This window comes from Limnobaculum eriocheiris (genome assembly GCF_021010575.1).
Taxonomy (GTDB): domain Bacteria; phylum Pseudomonadota; class Gammaproteobacteria; order Enterobacterales; family Enterobacteriaceae; genus Limnobaculum; species Limnobaculum eriocheiris.
Genome location: NZ_JAJNAG010000044.1, coordinates 1 through 19,131, shown reverse-complemented (window position 1 = coordinate 19,131; position 19,131 = coordinate 1). Strand labels below are relative to the sequence as shown.

General features: G+C 48.0%; 16 protein-coding genes and 1 riboswitch. Of the genes, 7 read left to right on the top strand and 9 right to left on the bottom strand.

Features of this window, described 5'->3' with window-relative positions; all coding sequences use genetic code 11:
* Window positions 1–116 precede the first annotated feature (116 nt).
* The gene (gene rpoC / locus LPW36_RS14630) at window positions 117–4,334 is read left to right on the top strand and encodes a DNA-directed RNA polymerase subunit beta' (protein ID WP_230610824.1); all 4,218 of its coding nucleotides are present in this window, start codon (window positions 117–119) and stop codon (window positions 4,332–4,334) included.
* A gap of 308 nt (window positions 4,335–4,642) precedes the next feature.
* Here rpoC and thiH read toward each other — a convergent pair whose 3' ends face one another.
* The 7 genes from thiH to rsd all read right to left on the bottom strand — a co-directional run bounded on the left by thiH (window position 4,643) and on the right by rsd (window position 10,926).
* Complete coding sequence (gene thiH / locus LPW36_RS14625) at window positions 4,643–5,776, bottom strand: 2-iminoacetate synthase ThiH (protein ID WP_230610822.1); 1,134 nt, start codon at window positions 5,774–5,776, stop codon at window positions 4,643–4,645.
* A complete protein-coding gene (locus LPW36_RS14620; protein WP_230610818.1) occupies window positions 5,773–6,561 on the bottom strand; it encodes a thiazole synthase in 789 nt (262 codons plus the stop codon). Before LPW36_RS14620 ends, thiH begins: the two co-directional genes overlap by 4 nt.
* 1 nt (window position 6,562) lies before the next feature.
* A complete protein-coding gene (thiS, locus tag LPW36_RS14615; RefSeq protein WP_230610816.1) occupies window positions 6,563–6,763 on the bottom strand; it encodes a sulfur carrier protein ThiS in 201 nt (66 codons plus the stop codon).
* A complete protein-coding gene (locus LPW36_RS14610) occupies window positions 6,753–7,508 on the bottom strand; it encodes a HesA/MoeB/ThiF family protein (RefSeq protein WP_230610814.1) in 756 nt (251 codons plus the stop codon). Before LPW36_RS14610 ends, thiS begins: the two co-directional genes overlap by 11 nt.
* A 2-nt stretch (window positions 7,509–7,510) precedes the next feature.
* Entirely contained in the window at window positions 7,511–8,179 is a 669-nt protein-coding gene (thiE, locus tag LPW36_RS14605; protein WP_230610812.1) for a thiamine phosphate synthase, read from the bottom strand.
* On the bottom strand, window positions 8,172–10,106 hold the full coding sequence (gene thiC, locus LPW36_RS14600) for a phosphomethylpyrimidine synthase ThiC (protein WP_230610809.1): 1,935 nt from the start codon (window positions 10,104–10,106) through the stop codon (window positions 8,172–8,174). The genes thiE and thiC overlap by 8 nt, the downstream gene beginning before the upstream one ends.
* Before the next feature lie 96 nt (window positions 10,107–10,202).
* Window positions 10,203–10,318, bottom strand: a riboswitch (TPP riboswitch).
* Window positions 10,319–10,431: 113 nt separating this feature from the next.
* Window positions 10,432–10,926, bottom strand: a complete 495-nt coding sequence (rsd, locus tag LPW36_RS14595) for a sigma D regulator (RefSeq protein ID WP_230610807.1) — start codon at window positions 10,924–10,926, stop codon at window positions 10,432–10,434.
* A gap of 102 nt (window positions 10,927–11,028) precedes the next feature.
* Between rsd and nudC the strand changes: the two genes are divergently transcribed.
* The 6 genes from nudC (at window position 11,029) to LPW36_RS14565 (ending at window position 15,470) form a co-directional block, all read left to right on the top strand.
* Complete coding sequence (gene nudC, locus LPW36_RS14590) at window positions 11,029–11,805, top strand: NAD(+) diphosphatase (RefSeq protein ID WP_230610805.1); 777 nt, start codon at window positions 11,029–11,031, stop codon at window positions 11,803–11,805.
* A gap of 105 nt (window positions 11,806–11,910) precedes the next feature.
* Window positions 11,911–12,975 (top strand): uroporphyrinogen decarboxylase, encoded by a 1,065-nt coding sequence (hemE, locus tag LPW36_RS14585; RefSeq protein ID WP_230610804.1) that lies wholly within the window; start codon window positions 11,911–11,913, stop codon window positions 12,973–12,975.
* Window positions 12,968–13,657 carry a deoxyribonuclease V gene (gene nfi, locus LPW36_RS14580; RefSeq protein WP_230610802.1) on the top strand — a complete coding sequence of 230 codons (690 nt, stop codon included), beginning with the start codon at window positions 12,968–12,970 and terminating at the stop codon, window positions 13,655–13,657. Before hemE ends, nfi begins: the two co-directional genes overlap by 8 nt.
* Window positions 13,658–13,716: 59 nt before the next feature.
* Window positions 13,717–14,307, top strand: a complete 591-nt coding sequence (locus tag LPW36_RS14575; protein WP_230610800.1) for a YjaG family protein — start codon at window positions 13,717–13,719, stop codon at window positions 14,305–14,307.
* Window positions 14,308–14,485: 178 nt separating this feature from the next.
* Window positions 14,486–14,761: a nucleoid-associated protein HU-alpha gene (gene hupA / locus LPW36_RS14570; protein ID WP_130593042.1), complete on the top strand. Its 276-nt coding sequence runs from the start codon at window positions 14,486–14,488 to the stop codon at window positions 14,759–14,761.
* A gap of 73 nt (window positions 14,762–14,834) precedes the next feature.
* The gene (locus tag LPW36_RS14565) at window positions 14,835–15,470 is read left to right on the top strand and encodes a DUF1481 domain-containing protein (protein WP_230610799.1); all 636 of its coding nucleotides are present in this window, start codon (window positions 14,835–14,837) and stop codon (window positions 15,468–15,470) included.
* Window positions 15,471–15,695: 225 nt separating this feature from the next.
* Here the strand turns inward: LPW36_RS14565 and purD are convergent, their stop codons facing one another.
* Window positions 15,696–16,985 carry a phosphoribosylamine--glycine ligase gene (purD, locus tag LPW36_RS14560; RefSeq protein WP_230610797.1) on the bottom strand — a complete coding sequence of 430 codons (1,290 nt, stop codon included), beginning with the start codon at window positions 16,983–16,985 and terminating at the stop codon, window positions 15,696–15,698.
* 41 nt (window positions 16,986–17,026) lie between these two features.
* Window positions 17,027–18,616 carry a bifunctional phosphoribosylaminoimidazolecarboxamide formyltransferase/IMP cyclohydrolase gene (gene purH, locus LPW36_RS14555; protein ID WP_230610795.1) on the bottom strand — a complete coding sequence of 530 codons (1,590 nt, stop codon included), beginning with the start codon at window positions 18,614–18,616 and terminating at the stop codon, window positions 17,027–17,029.
* Window positions 18,617–19,131 lie beyond the last annotated feature (515 nt).

The window sequence follows — 19,131 nt, the reverse complement described above, 5'->3', positions numbered from 1 at the left end:
TTTCCAGCCCCGGTCGCCGGGGATGGTTGCAGGGCACAGGGGCGCTTAACCCCTTAAACGTAAGTTTAAGAATAAGTTGAGCGCCCAACAGGTTTAACTCCGACAGGAGCCGATCCGTGAAAGACTTACTGAAGTTTCTGAAAGCACAAACTAAGACCGAAGAGTTTGATGCAATCAAAATAGCGCTGGCTTCGCCAGACATGATCCGTTCTTGGTCTTTCGGCGAAGTTAAAAAGCCGGAAACCATTAACTACCGTACGTTCAAACCAGAACGTGACGGCCTTTTCTGTGCCCGTATTTTCGGACCAGTAAAAGATTACGAATGCTTGTGCGGTAAGTACAAGCGTCTGAAACATCGCGGTGTCATTTGTGAAAAATGCGGCGTTGAAGTGACTCAGACTAAAGTGCGTCGTGAGCGTATGGGCCATATTGAACTGGCTTCTCCTACTGCGCACATTTGGTTCCTGAAATCACTGCCATCTCGTATCGGCTTATTGTTAGATATGCCATTACGTGACATCGAACGCGTACTGTACTTCGAATCTTATGTGGTTGTTGAAGGCGGTATGACTAATCTGGAACGTCGTCAGATTCTGACTGAAGAGCAGTATCTGGACGCGCTGGAAGAGTTTGGTGATGAATTCGATGCCAAGATGGGTGCCGAAGCTATCCAGTCTCTGCTGAAAGGCATGGATCTGGAAGCTGAGTGTGAACAACTGCGCGAAGAGTTAAATGAAACCAACTCTGAAACCAAACGTAAAAAGCTGACCAAGCGCGTTAAGCTGCTGGAAGCGTTCATTCAGTCTGGTAACAAGCCAGAGTGGATGATCCTGACCGTATTACCGGTTCTTCCACCAGATTTACGTCCGCTAGTTCCGCTGGACGGTGGTCGTTTTGCGACTTCCGACCTGAACGATTTATATCGTCGCGTGATTAACCGTAACAACCGTCTGAAGCGCCTGCTGGATCTGGCTGCGCCAGATATCATTGTACGTAACGAAAAACGTATGTTGCAGGAAGCGGTAGATGCGCTGTTAGATAACGGCCGTCGTGGTCGTGCTATCACCGGTTCTAACAAACGTCCTCTGAAATCTTTGGCCGATATGATCAAAGGTAAGCAGGGTCGTTTCCGTCAGAACTTGTTAGGTAAGCGTGTTGACTACTCCGGTCGTTCTGTAATCACCGTAGGTCCATACCTGCGTCTGCATCAGTGCGGTCTGCCTAAGAAGATGGCATTAGAGCTGTTCAAACCATTCATCTACGGTAAGCTGGAACTGCGTGGTTTAGCGACCACCATTAAAGCTGCCAAGAAGATGGTTGAGCGTGAAGAAGCCGTGGTATGGGATATTCTGGATGAAGTTATCCGCGAACACCCGGTACTATTAAACCGTGCACCAACGCTGCACCGTTTAGGTATTCAGGCGTTTGAACCGGTTCTGATCGAAGGTAAAGCGATTCAGTTGCACCCATTAGTGTGTGCGGCCTATAACGCCGACTTCGACGGTGACCAAATGGCGGTTCACGTACCGTTGACGCTGGAAGCCCAGTTGGAAGCGCGTGCGTTAATGATGTCTACCAACAACATCCTGTCTCCTGCGAACGGTGAGCCAATCATCGTACCATCTCAGGACGTTGTTCTGGGTCTGTACTACATGACCCGCGACAAAGTGAATGCGAAAGGCGAAGGCATGGTCCTGAGCGGGCCAAAAGAAGCCGAGCGCGTATATCGTGCTGGCCACGCAGAGCTGCATGCTCGCGTTAAAGTTCGTATCACTGAGTATGAAAAAAATGCTGAAGGCGAACTGGTTGCTAAAACTGGTTTGGTAGATACAACGATTGGTCGCGCCATCCTGTGGATGATCGTACCAAAAGGTCTGCCTTACTCAATCATCAACCAGGCGTTAGGTAAGAAAGCCATTTCCAAGATGATTAACACCTGTTATCGCATCCTGGGTCTGAAACCTACCGTTATTTTTGCTGACCAGACTATGTATACCGGCTTTGCTTATGCAGCACGTTCCGGTGCGTCTGTAGGTATCGATGATATGGTGATCCCTGCTAAGAAAGCAGAAATCATTAATGAAGCCGAAACCGAAGTGGCAGAAATTCAGGAACAGTTTCAGTCTGGTCTGGTTACCGCCGGCGAACGTTATAACAAAGTTATCGATATCTGGGCTGCCGCTAACGAACGCGTTGCGAAAGCGATGATGGAAAACCTGTCTTCTGAAATCGTGATTAACCGTGACGGTGAAGAAGAGAAACAAGTTTCCTTCAACAGTATCTTTATGATGGCTGACTCCGGTGCACGGGGCTCGGCAGCACAGATTCGTCAGTTAGCAGGTATGCGTGGTCTGATGGCTAAGCCAGATGGCTCAATCATCGAAACCCCGATCACTGCGAACTTCCGTGAAGGTCTGAACGTACTCCAGTACTTCATCTCTACTCACGGTGCTCGTAAAGGTCTGGCGGATACCGCACTGAAAACAGCAAACTCTGGTTATCTGACTCGTCGTTTAGTTGACGTGGCGCAGGATCTGGTTGTTATCGAAGACGACTGTGGAACTCACGATGGTATCGTGATGACTCCGGTTATCGAAGGTGGCGATGTTAAAGAACCTCTGCGTGAGCGTGTATTAGGTCGTGTAACGGCTGAAGACGTTCTGAAACCAGGTACTGCCGACATTCTGGTGCCGCGTAACACGTTGCTGAATGAAAAATGGTGTGACCTGTTAGAAGAACACTCTGTTGATATTATCAAGGTTCGTTCTGTGGTTAGCTGTGATACCGATTTCGGTGTTTGTGCTAACTGTTACGGACGTGACCTGGCCCGTGGTCATATCATCAACAAAGGTGAAGCTATTGGTGTTATCGCTGCTCAGTCAATCGGTGAGCCTGGTACACAGTTAACCATGCGTACTTTCCACATTGGTGGTGCGGCATCGCGTGCGGCTGCTGAATCCAGTATTCAGGTGAAAAATACCGGTAATCTGAAGCTGAAGAACGCTAAATTTGTTATCAATGCTGCTAACAAGCTGGTTATCACTTCACGTAATACTGAACTGACCTTAATCGATGAATTTGGTCGTACTAAAGAGAGCTATAAAGTACCTTATGGTGCCGTTATGGCGAAAGGCGATGGTGTTGGTGTTACCGGTGGCGAAACTGTCGCTAACTGGGATCCACATACCATGCCAGTTATCTCTGAAGTAGGCGGTTTCATTCGCTTTACCGACATGGTCGATGGCCAGACGATTACTCGTCAAACTGACGAATTAACCGGTCTGTCTTCAATCGTTGTGCTGGAAGGTGCTGAACGTACTGGTAGTACTAAAGACCTGCGTCCTGCGCTGAAAATTGTTGATGCTAAAGGCAATGATGTCCTGATCCCAGGTACTGATATGCCGGCTCAATACTTCTTACCGGGTAAGGCAATTATCCAGTTAGAAGATGGCGTAGAGATTAATCCGGGTGACACTTTGGCGCGTATTCCGCAGGAATCTGGCGGTACTCGCGATATTACCGGTGGTCTGCCACGCGTAGCCGACCTGTTTGAAGCGCGTCGTCCGAAAGAGCCTGCGATTCTGGCTGAAGTCAGCGGCGTGATCTCCTTCGGTAAAGAGACTAAAGGTAAACGTCGTCTGGTAATCACTCCGATGGATGGCAGCGAGCCATACGAAGAGATGATTCCTAAGTGGCGTCAGCTGAACGTGTTTGAAGGCGAACTGGTAGAACGCGGTGACGTTGTTTCCGATGGTCCTGAGTCTCCACATGACATCCTGCGTCTGCGTGGTGTACATGAAGTGACTCGTTACATCGTTAACGAAGTTCAGGAAGTTTACCGCTTACAGGGCGTTAAGATTAACGATAAACACATTGAAGTTATCGTTCGTCAGATGCTGCGTAAAGGTACTATCGTTCATCCGGGTAACACTGAGTTCCTGGAAGGCGAACAAGCAGAATACTCTCGCATCAAGATTGCTAACCGCACCCTTGAATCAGAAGGTAAACTGGCTGCAACCTTTGCTCGTGACCTGTTAGGTATCACCAAAGCATCGTTAGCAACAGAGTCCTTCATCTCTGCGGCATCGTTCCAGGAAACAACGCGCGTGCTGACAGAAGCTGCCGTTGCTGGTAAACGTGATGAGTTACGTGGTCTGAAAGAGAACGTTATCGTTGGTCGCCTGATTCCGGCGGGTACCGGTTACGCTTATCATCAGGACCGTGCACGTCGCCGTCATGTTGAAGACGTTGCAGCACCTCAGGTTAGCGCAGAAGAAGCGACAGCCAATCTGGCTGAGTTGCTGAATGCGGGTCTGGGTAGTGATGACGAATAATCGGCTCAATTAGCTGAGTTAAAAACCGCCCCTTGGGGCGGTTTTTTTATGCCTGATGCCTTACTGAACGTTGTCAGCAGGCGATGGGAAGGGAGCGAGGCATAACGAATAAAGATTCTTATACGAGATGCCCCAGTATTAATGATGCAGAGCCGGGGGGAAATCAGAGACTCTGGTAAAGGCGTCGACGACCTTTACCCGATGACTATATGTAATTTATTTTTCTCCTGTTATCGCCACTAATTAGCGTTGCGCGATATGACGAAAACAAATTACGGGTGTGTTGTCGCTTTCATTAACTTTGCGCACTATATTCCCGAAGTATGCCCCAGATAACGATCCCAGTCTTTCCAGACCGGCTGTAGTCCTTTAGCCATCAGCGCTTCAGCTACTCGCTGTGGGGAACGATTATCATGGGGCGAAAACTGTTCCAGCTCAGGCTTATTATCGGCATAACCACCGGGTTGAGTTTTTGAACCGGCACTCAGGCTATTAATCGCCAGGGGTACCATGTGGTCACGAAAGTGCGGTGACTCACGGGTGGACAGGGAAAGCTCCACATCTGGTGCAAACAGACGAAAGGCGCAAATGAGTTGTACCAGTTGGGCGTCATCCATAATCGACGCGGGCTCCGTTCCACCGGTGCAAGGGCGCAAACGGGGAAACGAGATGGAGTAACGGCTTTTCCAGTAGCGCTTTTGTAGAAAACTCAGATGCTCGGCCAGATAGTAGCTATCGGTACGCCAGTCGGCGCAAAGCCCAATGAGAATACCTAATCCAATTTTGTCTACGCCTGCATCTCCCAGCCTTTCCGGTGTTGCCAGCCGCCAGAAGAAGTCTTGCTTATTGCCTCGCAGATGATGTTGTTGATAGGTGGGGCCATGATAGGTTTCCTGATAGACCATCACAGCGTCCAATCCTAAGGTTTTTAGCTCGGCATACTCTTCAGTTTTTAGCGGTTGAACTTCCATCATCAGTGAGCTGAATTTCTGTCGAATAGCGGGAAGATGACGACGAAAGTAGTCCATGCCGACTTTTCCCTGATGTTCTCCGGTAACCAGCAGCAGATGTTTGTAACCCATGGCGTTTAACGCCTGGCATTCCAGAGCAATTTCATGTTGATCCAGCGTTTTACGCTTGATGCGATTACTCATTGAAAAGCCGCAATAGCTACAGTCATTGGCACAAAGATTGGAAAGATATAGCGGGGCATAAAAACTTACCGTATTACCAAAACGCTGGCGGGTAAGACTTTGTGCCTCTTGTGCTATTTCTTCCAGATAAGGTAATGCTGCCGGAGAAATTAGCGCCATAAAATCATCCAGCGTACGCTGTTGATTTATCAATGCCCGTTCAACATCTCTTGATGTTTTACCATATAAATTCAGGGAAATATCATCCCAGTCCAAATTTTGCCAGTGGTGACGAAATGCTGTTTTCATTTCACCTCCAGCGTTTTGGACTGGAGAAAGTCAGTCAACGGGCTGGAGGCGGATGCATGGCCATTATGGCGAACTGCGCCTAATCCGGCCTGTCTGGCTAAATAACCAGCCTCAACCGCCAGTTTAAATGCCTGTGCCATATTTATCGGGTCTTTGGCTACGGCAATAGCGGTATTAACCAACACGGCATCGGCACCCATTTCTATCGCCTGTGCCGCGTGGCTTGGGCTGCCAATACCGGCATCCACAATCACCGGAACGGTAGATTGTTCAATAATGATGTTTAAAAACTCTTTGGTGACCAAACCTAAATTGGAGCCAATCGGCGCGCCTAATGGCATCACAGCAGCACAGCCAACGTCTTCCAGACGTTTACACAACACCGGATCGGCACCGCAGTAGGGCAACACAATAAATCCTTGCTTAACCAGCTCATCGGCTGCTTTCAGGGTTTCAATAGGGTCCGGAAGCAGATAACGGGCATCAGGATGAATTTCCAGTTTAAGCCAGTTGGTTTCCAGCGCCTCTCTTGCTAATTGAGCGGCAAAAATAGCTTCAGCGGCGGTTTTCGCCCCGGAAGTATTAGGCAATAATCTGATGCCATGCTGTTGTAGTGGCGACAGGATAGCATCACTACTGTTATGAACATCGATCCGTTTCATCGCCATGGTTGCCAGCTCTGAACCCGAAGCAGCAATAGCCTGCATCATCATATTTGAAGATGAAAACTTTCCGGTACCTACAAACAGACGTGAGGTAAATGTTGTCTCTGCAATGGTTAACATATCAGCCTCCTGCAATAGCTTGAAAAAGTAAAACCTCATCACCATCCTGAAGCAGATGGCTATCCCACAGGGTTCTCGGACATATTTGCTGATTAACTGCCACCGCCATACCCACCGGAGATTGATTTAACCGTTGGAGCAGGGCGGATAAGGTTATGGGATGCTCTGCGCTAACCGGTGATTCATTCACCCTAATTTGCATACTCACCTCCACAAATCTGACAGTTTGGATCCCTATTCAGCCGTAAAGTGGTCCACTGATGTTGTTTACCATCAAATAATTGCAGTTTGCCTTCCAGCGCTGAAGGTCCCCCGGCAAGCAGTTTTATTGCTTCCAGCGCCTGTAGTGAGCCGATAGCACCAACCATTGGCCCAAGCACTCCGGCTGTCCGGCAGTTACGCTCAGGCTCTTGTTGTTCCGGATAGAGACAGGCATAACAGCCATGATTGAACGGCGGTTTCAGAACCATGAGCTGCCCGCTAAAGCTGACTGCGCTACCGCTGACCAGTGGAATACGATATTGGATACAGGCAGCATTAACCGCATGACGGGTGGTTATGTTGTCGCAGCAATCCAGTACCAGATCGACTTGGGGTAAAATTTCACTCAGGTTTTTATCAGTAAGCCGTCGGGTCAGAATCTGATAATTAATTTGTGGATTTAGCGCCTGCAATTGTTCTTTTGCCCGTTCGGCTTTAGAACGTTCAATATCCTGAGTACGAAACAGTATTTGACGCTGTAAGTTGGTCAAATGAACACTATCATCATCAGCCAATAACATGTTACCTACGCCCGCTGCCGCCAGATAGAGCGATACCGGAGAGCCAAGCCCGCCCAGACCGACGATTAACACCGTCGATTGCCTGAGTTTGATTTGTCCTTCCGGTCCGATATCTTCCAGCAGTAATTGACGGCTATAGCGCAAAAATTCGCTGTCGTTCAGCATGGTTAACGCTCCTCATGTTCTATTAGTCGGAGCAGCTCTGCGGTGGCTTGACGCCAGTCCGGGGCTTTAGTAATCGCACTTACCACAGCAATACTACCTACCCCGCAGGCTAATACCTCTGGTACGCGATCGATACTGATGCCGCCAATAGCGACAGTAGGGTAATCAGGGATAGTCGCCACATGACGTTTTAACTCGGCTACCCCCTGTGGTGCAGAAGGCATATCTTTGGTTTGAGTGGGGAAAATATGGCCTAAGGCAATATAAGAAGGACGAACGGCAATGGCTAGCGCCAGCTCTTCATCATCATGGGTAGAGACTCCCAAACGCAGGCCCGCCTGATGGATTGCCTTAAGGTCGGCGGTGAGTAAATCTTCCTGACCAAGATGGACCCCGTAAGCCTGATGTTTAACCGCCAGTCGCCAATAATCATTAATAAACAGACGAGCATTAAACCGTTTTCCCAGTTCAATTGCCTGTTGAATAATCTCTTCCACCTCGGTGTCTGGCTGGTCTTTAATGCGCAGTTGAATGGTGGTTACACCAGCCTCCAGCAAACGTTCAATCCAGCTCAGAGTATCAACCACAGGATAGAGCCCCAGCTTTTTCTCCGTAGGAAGAAATGGCGTATCAGGTAAGGCTGGAAGATGGGTTAGGGTAGTATCAGTCATGAGAGCTGGCCTCCGTGGTTATACTATCTGATGAGGCAGGGTGATAGAGTTCGCTGCCCTGAGCACGAAAATTTTCTGACATTTCGTTCATTCCACTAGTTTTCACTAATAGCAGATTCTGTTGCGCCTGACCTTTAGCGAAATCCCGTACTTCCTGAGAAATTTTCATTGAGCAAAACTTTGGTCCACACATTGAACAGAAGTGAGCAATCTTGCCAGAGGCCTGAGGTAAGGTTTCATCGTGATAAGCCCGTGCGGTTTCCGGGTCGAGGGCCAGATTAAACTGATCTTCCCAACGGAATTCAAAGCGGGCTTTTGACATAGCATTATCGCGAATTTGTGCACCGGGGTGACCTTTCGCCAGATCGGCAGCATGAGCGGCAATTTTGTAGGTAATAAGCCCCTGCTTTACATCATCTTTATTGGGCAAACCAAGATGCTCTTTGGGAGTCACATAACAGAGCATGGCGCAGCCGAACCAACCTATCAGGGCGGCACCGATGCCAGAGGTAAAGTGGTCGTATCCTGGGGCAATATCGGTGGTCAGCGGCCCTAAGGTGTAAAACGGCGCTTCATGGCAGTGCTCCAGCTCAAGGGTCATATTCTGACGAATCATATGCATGGGAATATGGCCGGGACCTTCAATCATCACCTGAACATCGTATTCCCAGGCGATTTTAGTGAGTTCACCCAGGGTTTTCAGTTCTGCAAACTGTGCTTCATCATTGGCATCCTGAATAGAGCCAGGGCGCAGACCATCTCCCAGCGAAAGCGCCACATCGTACTGGCTACATAACTCACAGATTTCATGAAAGTGCTGATAGAGAAAGTTTTCCTGATGGTGAGACAGGCACCATTTCGCCATGATGGAACCGCCCCGGGAAACAATACCCGTCAGGCGATTGGCGGTCATCGGCACATAACGTAGCAATACACCGGCATGTATAGTGAAGTAATCGACTCCTTGTTCAGCCTGTTCAACCAGCGTGTCTTTAAACACTTCCCAACTGAGGTTTTCAGCAATACCGTTTACTTTTTCCAGCGCCTGATAAATGGGTACGGTACCAATAGGTACTGGGCTATTACGGATAATCCATTCACGAGTTTCATGAATATAGCGCCCGGTGGAGAGGTCCATCACTGTATCCGCCCCCCAACGGGTAGACCAAACCAGTTTTTCTACTTCTTCTTCAATAGAGGAGGTCAACGCGGAATTACCAATATTAGCGTTCACTTTCACCAGAAAGTTTCGGCCAATGATCATGGGTTCTGATTCAGGATGGTTGATATTCAGAGGAATAATAGCTCTGCCAGCCGCCACCTCATCACGAACAAATTCAGGTGTAATATTTTCTGGCAGCACGGCACCAAAATTTTGCCCCGGATGTTGCTGTTTTAATACATCGCTACGAATGCGTTCCCGCCCCATATTTTCGCGAATGGCAATAAATTCCATTTCCGGCGTTATGATACCCGCTCTGGCATAGTGTAACTGGGTAACGCGTTTGCCGGGTTTTGCTTTGCGAGGTGCGGGAAGATGGGTGTAACGCAGATGGTCTAACCCCTCGTCAGCCAGCCTCTTTTGGGTAAAGTGTGAACTGACCTGAGGCAAAGGCTCAGAATCTCTACGTTGTTCGATCCAGTTTTTTCGCAGCGCCGGTAGCCCCTGACGGACATCCAGCGTTGCCTGAGGATCACCATAAGGGCCGGAAGTATCGTAAACCGGTATTGCTTCATTATCCTGATATTCAGGTTCCTCTTTGCTGCCGCCAATCAGCGTTGGTGATAGCTGAATTTCACGCACGGGAACGCGCAAATCCGTTTGTGAACCTTGCAGATAGATGCGTTTTGAGTTGGGAAAGGCACTTCCCTGTAGCTGATCAATAAATTGCTGCGCCTGAGCGCGTTGGGTTCTTCGGTTAGACATAGCAAACTCCTAATAAAATTAAGGATTGCTTGTCCGGAGTTCGGAGAGGGAGTAATGATAAAACAGAAAACGAGTGAAACAGTTTCAGTTTATCTGGAGGATATTACTCTTGTTCCCTTCGCGGGTATTAGCCCGATCAGGTTCCGCGGATCCCGAATTAACGGTCTCAGCCCGTGTCACCAAGGTGGCACTAGGCACTCCGACAAGATTTATCACCAAAAACGGTGATGCAACACAGTATAAGTAAGCTAACAAAAACCACAAGTGTGTTTTTACGCCCGGTTTATACTCTAATGGTGCCAGTGACAGGCACCACGTTTAACGATTATTTTGATGCAGCAGAAGAGTGATGGTTCAGCCAGCTATTAGTGGCTTCCTGAATCAGTTTATCTTCCAGAGAGAAGCGTCTTTCCAGTAGTTCGCCAACGGTTGAAAGATCTTCATGCAGTTGTAATATGGTGTCTTCGTTGATGCCCTTTTCGACATAATTATCGTAGAACGCCATAATCTTTTGGGTGTTCTCTTCTAATCTCGGGTAGGCTTTTTGACCAATAAGCAGGTTGGGGCTACTGGCGCCTTCTTTCTGGGTAATGATTTTGTCATAAATATGAAAATGACAAGAGGAGAGATAGTCCACCAAATGGTGTCCAAAATCGATTAAGGCTTTTTCATCGAGAGGAACATTTTTTTCTTTGTTCGGCTTAATACCAACAAGACGGTAATAAGTAACCAGTAAGTTTTTGCGTGATTCTAACCACTGATCAATCAGTTTAATTTTGCCGCCCACGCGCTCGGCTAAGCTTTCAAGTTGGTTTAGCATAGGGTTTCCAGAGTGATGGCTGTTAGTAAAATAGCAAGTTAAAGTAATGTAAATCTATTGTTGTTAGATTGCCAGCAAATTAAGAGGTTGAGCAAAACGTTTATGGAACAACAACTACAAGGTAATGAATCCGGCTGGTGGCTACTGAGTCACGCCGGGAAATTATGGTTGCCAAAAGGTGAGGTGCCTTATGGTAGTGCCAATGATTTTGGTCTGTCGGGCGAAAAAGCGCATCGAATTGGTGAGTGGCAAAGTGAGTCCGTTTGGCTGGTGTGTAAAGAGCGCTCGAGGGAGATGGCTTCAGTTCGGCAATTGCTCAATGAAGACCGTGGATTGTTTCAACTGGCGGGCAGAGCGGTTCAGCTGGAGGGCTTTTATCGGGCACACCAGTTTTGTGGTTACTGCGGGCATCCAATGTATGTCAGCGATCGGGAATGGGCTTGTTTATGCAATAACTGCCGTCAACGCTACTATCCACAAATAGCACCCTGCATTATCGTTGCTATCCGTCGTGATGACCGGATTTTGCTGGCGCAGCATAACCGCCATCGGGGTGGGATCTATACCGCACTGGCTGGTTTTGTGGAGGTGGGAGAAACACTGGAGCAAGCCGTGGCCCGGGAAGTACAGGAAGAGAGTAACTTGCAGGTGACTAATTTGCGTTATATCTCTTCTCAGCCCTGGCCGTTTCCACACTCTCTGATGGTGGCTTATTTAGCTGACTATGCGGGCGGAGAGCTGAAAATAGATACATCAGAATTGCTGGATGCCGATTGGTTCCGTTATGACAATCTTCCTCAACTTCCTCCTCCTGGTACGGTAGCGCGCCGGTTGATTGAAGATACCATCGCATTATGTCGATCTGAGCATGATTATTAGCATTTTGCCGACCAGCATATCGGGCAGATATAGTAATATGTCCTCTTTATATTGGAAGAGCTTGTTGCATGCTACAATGCGCGCAATACCAGAAGGATAAAAATAATGAATCAATTAAAAAACGATCGCTATCTGCGTGCGTTATTACGCCAACCTGTTGATGTAACGCCTGTCTGGATGATGCGTCAGGCCGGGCGTTATTTACCTGAATATAAAGCAACCCGAGCTGAAGCCGGTGACTTTATGTCACTGTGTAAAAATGCCGAACTGGCTTGTGAGGTGACATTGCAGCCACTGCGTCGTTATGCGTTAGATGCGGCTATTTTGTTCTCCGATATTTTAACTATTCCTGATGCGATGGGATTAGGGCTCTATTTTGAAGCGGGTGAAGGCCCTCGCTTTGAGCATCCCATTACCTGTAAGGCCGATGTTGATAATCTACCGGTTCCCGATCCGGAGCAGGAGCTGGCCTATGTAATGAACGCGGTGCGTACTATTCGTCATAATCTTAAGGGCGAAGTTCCTCTTATCGGCTTTTCCGGCAGTCCCTGGACTCTGGCGACCTATATGGTTGAAGGTGGCAGCAGCAAGGCATTTACTAAAATCAAAAAAATGATGTATGCCGATGGACCCGTGTTGCACAAGCTATTGGATAAGATCGCTGACAGTGTCATTTTATATCTGAACGCTCAGATTAAAGCGGGCGCGCAATCGGTGATGATTTTTGATACCTGGGGCGGCGTATTAACCGGGCGTGATTATCTGGAGTTCTCACTGGCCTATATGCACAAGATTGTTGATGGCTTGGTGCGTGAAAATGAAGGTCGTAAAGTACCGGTGACGCTGTTTACTAAAGGCGGTGGTCAGTGGTTAGAAGCCATGGCTGATACCGGTTGTGATGCACTTGGTCTGGACTGGACTACCGATATTGCCGATGCCCGTAAGCGGGTAGGTAACCGTGTGGCGTTGCAGGGAAATATGGATCCTTCTATGCTGTATGCTCCTCCTGCCAGAATAGAGCAGGAGGTAGCGACTATTCTTGCCGGATTTGGTCATGGTAATGGCCACGTATTTAACCTGGGCCACGGTATTCATCAGGATGTTCCACCTGAACATGCTGGTGTTTTTGTTGACGCGGTTCATAAACTGTCTCGCGCTTATCATGATTAATACCGCTTCTTTGCGGGCTGAACAGTCTGACAAGGCCCGGTTGATCGTCAGAGACGACCAACTGGGTTTTACTGAACCTGACTGGATCGCCGGTGCCGATGTTGGCTTTGAACAGGATGGAACCATCACCCGGGCGGCGATAGCTATTCTGAGCTATCCTGGGTTGGATCTGGTGGAGTATCAGATTGCCAGAGTGCCGACAAATATTCCCTATATTCCCGGATTGCTCTCTTTTCGTGAATGTCCCGCTTTACTGGCCGCATGGCAAAAGCTCACCATTAAACCTCAACTGTTATTTGTCGACGGTCAGGGCATTGCTCATCCCAGACGGCTTGGCGTTGCCAGCCACTTTGGATTGTTGGCTGATGTACCAGCCATTGGTGTGGCAAAGAGTCGCCTGTGTGGGCAACATCGCCCATTAACTGAAGCGCCGGGCGATCTGGCTGAGTTGACCGACAAGAATGAATTTCTCGGTTGGGTATGGAACAGTAAAGCGCGCTGTAAGCCGCTGTATATTTCCGTTGGGCATCGAATTAGCCCGGATAGCGCACTGACATGGGTAAAACGCTGTATGCGTGGTTATCGCCTGCCGGAACCAACCCGTTGGGCCGATGCCATTGCTTCACGGCGCCCTGCATTTTTGCGCTGGCTGGCAGAACATCCGGAAAAAAGTATTGATTAAGCTACGGCTATTATAATTGGGTATTTCCCCATCATATTGAATATTAATGAGATATATTAATGCTACGTAACCCGATTCACAAACGTATGGAAAAGCTGACCAGCTGGCAGCATTACACTTTCATGGCCTGCTTGTGTGAGCGCATGTATCCAAATTATCAGGCGTTTTGTCACCAGACCGGGTTTGCTGAACCTCAAGTATATCGCCGTATTCTGGATTTGATTTGGGAAACGCTGGTGGTGAAGGGCGCGAAAGTGAATTTCGACAGCCAACTGGAAAAGCTGGAGGATATCATTCCTGATGCAGAGCAATTTGATTTATATGGCGTTTATCCTGCCATTGATGCCTGTGTCGCACTGAGTGAGGTGTTGCACTCTCATTTAAGCGGTGAAACCTTAGAACACGCCATCACCGTGAGTGAAACATCAGTTCGTACCGTAGCGATGCTGGAGATGACTGAAGCTAACCGCGAAATGACTGATGATGAGCTAAAAGCTTTGCCACTCATTGAGCATGAATTTGATGTTCAGTGGGAAATATATCGCCTGCTAGCCGAATGCGAAGAGCGTGATATTGAGCTAATAAAAGGGTTAAGAGCAGACCTGAAAGAGGCCGCAATCAGCAATATTGGTATAAATTTAACACAATAGATGATAAAACGTGATTCAGAGCTTAAATAATAGCATGTTAAGGCTTCACAGCCGCCCTCTATTGGTCTACATTTGTCTTGCCTTTGAAAGGTGGCTATCGAGACGCTCAGGCTAAGGGTTTATTTCCCACCCGTGTTCGATACATTGCATGCCATAAAACACATTGTAAGGATAATTTATGAACAAGACTCAACTGATTGACGTAATTGCAGACAAGGCTGGTATTACTAAAGCTCAGGCCAAAGCGGCTCTGGAATCAACCTTAGGCGCAATTACTGAGTCTCTGAAAGATGGTGACCCAGTACAACTGGTTGGTTTTGGTACATTTAAAGTGAATCATCGTAATGCTCGTACTGGTCGTAACCCACAGACTGGTAAAGAAATCAAAATTGCTGCGGCTAATGTTCCAGCATTTGTTTCTGGCAAAGCGTTGAAGGAAGCTGTTAAGAAGTAATTAACAGCCACTTAATGAGATAAAAAAGGGGCAAAATGGCCCCTTTTATCATATTCAGACCATGATAAAACGATTGATAGTTATAAGCAGTCTGATTTTGGCGGGATGTAGCACCTCAGCCAAAGATCCTACCTTAAGTGCCTCGGGCTATATTGCCAATAATGGCATGATGAGAATCTGGACTAAAATCAGTGGCGAAGGTCAGCCTATGCGGCTGATGAGCGTATATACGCCATATACCGGTAGCACTGTCTCTACTTATTACGAATACTCGGCCGGAAAAGTAAGTCTGATTCGCCGTGAAGTTCAAACGCCTGATGGTTATCCCAAAGAATTAATGCGCCTGGATAGTGAGGGCAACCCCAGCTTTATGCAGCGCCAGTTGGCGGATCGCAATGAGCAGCTCTCTGACGACGATATTTTAAGGCTAAAATACGAAGAGCAGCGCATTCTGGCAGCCAGTGAGTCGCTGAATGCCGGAAAGATAGCTTTGCATCAAGGCTATATCAATAACGGTGAGGTTATCACCTGTGCCGGAGAGAAAGTTAATCCGGTATTTTCCTACGATCAACAGTCGTGGATTGAAAAGCGGGTGCGTAACGGTGGCTTTATTAGTCTGGCGTGGTTAGATGCACCGGGGGGAATGCAGTTGTTGTTGGTGGCGAATGAGAATTTTTGTTCTTGGGAGCCGAGGTTGGAGACGTTTTGATAGTTCTTTTGGAATGGGATTGGGTTCAGAGGACATTCCGGCCGTAAAGATAATGTTGCGTATATCACCCGGGTGCTCGGCCGGAAGACCATTAGTACTTAGCTTCAGAGTCCGGCAGCTAAAGCTGCTACGACCCCAACGGAAATCTCTCCCGCCGATTAACTGCTGAAAGATATAAAATACAAAAGGTCGCCATGCGGCGACCTTAATCATTAGAAGAGAAAATTACTTCTGTTTTTCGCGTTCAATAGCGCGGTAGCCGATGTCTTTACGGTAAATGCAGCCGTCCCACTGGATTTGTGCGGCAATTTCGTAAGCCCGGCGTTGGGCTTCGGCAACGCTGTTTCCTAATGCGGTTGCGCAAAGTACTCGCCCACCCTGGGTTACTACGTGGCACTCTTTCAAACCGGTACCAGCATGGAAAACTTTTCCGTCCTCCATCTCTTGCTGTGGCAACCCTGTAATGACATCGTTGGTACGGTAATCACCGGGATAACCGCCAGCAGCCAGAACCACGCCCAGTGAAGCACGTGGATCCCAACGGGAAGTTTTTTCATTTAACGTACCTTCCACACCGGCCAGACAAAGCTCAATCAGGTCGGACTGCATGCGCAGCATGATTGGCTGGGTTTCCGGATCGCCAAAGCGACAGTTAAACTCAATCACCTTTGGCTGACCGGCATCATCAATCATTAACCCGGCGTACAGGAAACCGGTATAGGTGTTACCTTCAGCCTCCATCCCTTTTACCGTAGGCCAGATAACCTGATCCATGATGCGCTGATGAACTTCATCAGTCACTACCGGCGCTGGTGAGTAAGCACCCATTCCGCCAGTATTGGGGCCAGTATCACCATCATAAGCGCGTTTATGGTCCTGACTGGTTGCCATTGGAACTACGTTCTTACCGTCAACCATTACAATAAAGCTGGCTTCTTCACCGGTAAGAAACTCTTCCACGACGATACGATGGCCAGCATCACCAAAGGCATTGCCTTCCAGCATATCTTTTGCGGCTTCTTCGGCTTTTTCCAAAGTCATTGCCACGATAACGCCTTTACCTGCAGCCAGACCATCGGCCTTAATTACGATTGGTGCACTTTTAGCGCGAATATAGGCAAGGGCTTGATTGAGATCGGTAAAGTTTTGGTATTCCGCACTGGGGATATGGTTACGAGCTAGGAAATCTTTGGTGAAAGCTTTTGAACCTTCAAGCTGGGAGGCTGCCTGAGTAGGGCCAAAGATTTTTAGCCCAACTTTACGAAAAGCATCAACCACACCCTTAACCAGTGGGGCTTCTGGCCCTACGATAGTTAAACCGATATTCTCTTTCTGGGCAAAATGTACCAGAGCATCAATATCTGTTGCGGCGATTGCCACATTAATCAGATTTGGCTCCAGTTCAGTACCGGCATTGCCGGGAGCAACAAATACTTTATTAGCCAGCGGTGACTGGGCTGCTTTCCATGCCAGCGCATGTTCTCGTCCGCCATTACCAATAATTAATATGTTCATCTTTCTGGCTCCGTGTAAATGTCGAAATTCAGTTACTGGTATTAGTGACGGAAATGGCGCATATCGGTAAAGATCATGGCGATGCCGTGTTCATTGGCTGCGGCAATAACTTCATCATCACGGATAGAACCCCCCGGTTGAATAACGCAGGTGATACCAACAGCTGCAGCGGCATCAATGCCATCACGGAACGGAAAGAAGGCATCGGATGCCATGACCGCTTCAGCAACCTGCAAGTTTTCATCTTCCGCTTTAATTCCGGCAATTTTGGCTGAGTAGACACGGCTCATTTGACCTGCACCTATTCCAATAGTCATGTTGTTACGGGCATAAACAATGGCATTAGACTTAACAAATTTGGCTACTTTCCAGCAGAATAACGCATCACGCAGCTCTTTTTCGGTTGGCTGGCGGATAGTAACAACTTTTAAATCAGCCTGACTAACCATACCCAGATCGCGATCCTGAACCAGCAAGCCGCCATTGACACGTTTAAAATCTAATCCGGCGACCCGAGTGTCCCACTGACCACATTCCAGTACGCGAATGTTTTGCTTCGGCGCTAAAACTTCCAGCGCTGCTGCGCTTACCGATGGGGCAATAATAACTTCAACAAACTGGCGGCTGATAATGGCTTCAGCGGTTTTGGCATCCAGCTCCTGATTAAAAGCAATAATGCCGCCGAAGGCTGATGTTGGATCGGTTAAATAGGCGCGCTCATAAGCATGAAGAATATTATCCCCCAGCGCTACACCACATGGGTTGGCATGTTTGACGATTGCACAGGCGGGTTGAGTAAACTCTTTAACACACTCCAGAGCAGCATCGGTATCAGCAATATTGTTATAGGAGAGGGCTTTGCCCTGAAGTTGTTGAGCGGTAGCTACCGAAGCCTCTTTTACTGCTTCTTCAACATAGAATGCGGCCTGTTGGTGGCTGTTTTCACCGTAACGCATATCCTGCTTTTTAATATACTGAAGGTTAAGTGTACGAGGGAAACGACCTGATGGTTTATCGGTTTCACCATAATAGGGAGCAACCAGAGAACCGAAGTAGTTAGCAATCATACCATCATAAGCGGCAGTATGTTCGAAAGCGCGAATCGCCAGGTCAAAACGCGTTTCGTAGCTTAAGCCATTATTGCTGCTATCCATTTCACTGATGATATCGGTGTAATCACTGCTGTTAACTATGATAGCGACATCTTTATGATTTTTTGCCGCAGAGCGAACCATGGTTGGGCCGCCAATATCAATGTTTTCTACCGCATCGGCCAGCGAACAATCTTTGCGGGCAACGGTTTGAGCGAAAGGATAGAGATTCACAACCACCATATCAATGGGTTCAATGGCATGTTTTGCCATCACTTCATCATCGATGCCTCTGCGCCCCAAAATTCCACCGTGCACTTTAGGATGCAAGGTTTTAACTCTGCCATCCATCATTTCGGGAAAACCGGTGTAGTCAGAAACTTCCGTTACCGCAAGACCTGCTTCTGCCAGCAGTTTTGCCGTTCCCCCAGTGGAGAGCAGTTCAACACCACGCTGTGACAGTGCCTGGGCGAACTCAACAATGCCAGTTTTATCGGAAACGCTGAGAAGGGCGCGACGGATAGGACGATGTGATTGCATAGCTGATAATTTCCTGTTGGCTTTTTCAGAGTGAAAACATAATAGACATAAAAGGATGATTTCAAGATAACAAAATAGTGAACCTAATGATGGGATATCACCATCGGTTTACACGCAATTTTTTATGGACGCAATTGTAACGAAAACGATTGCGTCATGCTCGAGATATTTTCCCCTTTTTCTGGTTCTGTGGATAACTCTGTGCGCAAGTCGGTATAAAGCGGGGTTTTGCTGTGGAATGCAGCAAACAGAACATTTTTCTCTATTTATTTCTTGCAGGCGACGAGAAACTCCCTATAATGCGCCTCCATCGAACGGATGTGAGCAAACTCACAAATCCTGATTCGAAACTCTCTTAAATGAGAAACAAAAAGAGTGAATGAATTCATTGACTCTGAAACGGATTCGCGTAATATACGCAGCCCGTGCCGCGGGAAGCGCAGCTTTCTGTCGGCCATGCTCTTTAACAATTTATCAGACAATCTGTGTGGGCACTCACAAGACGGTATCTCACG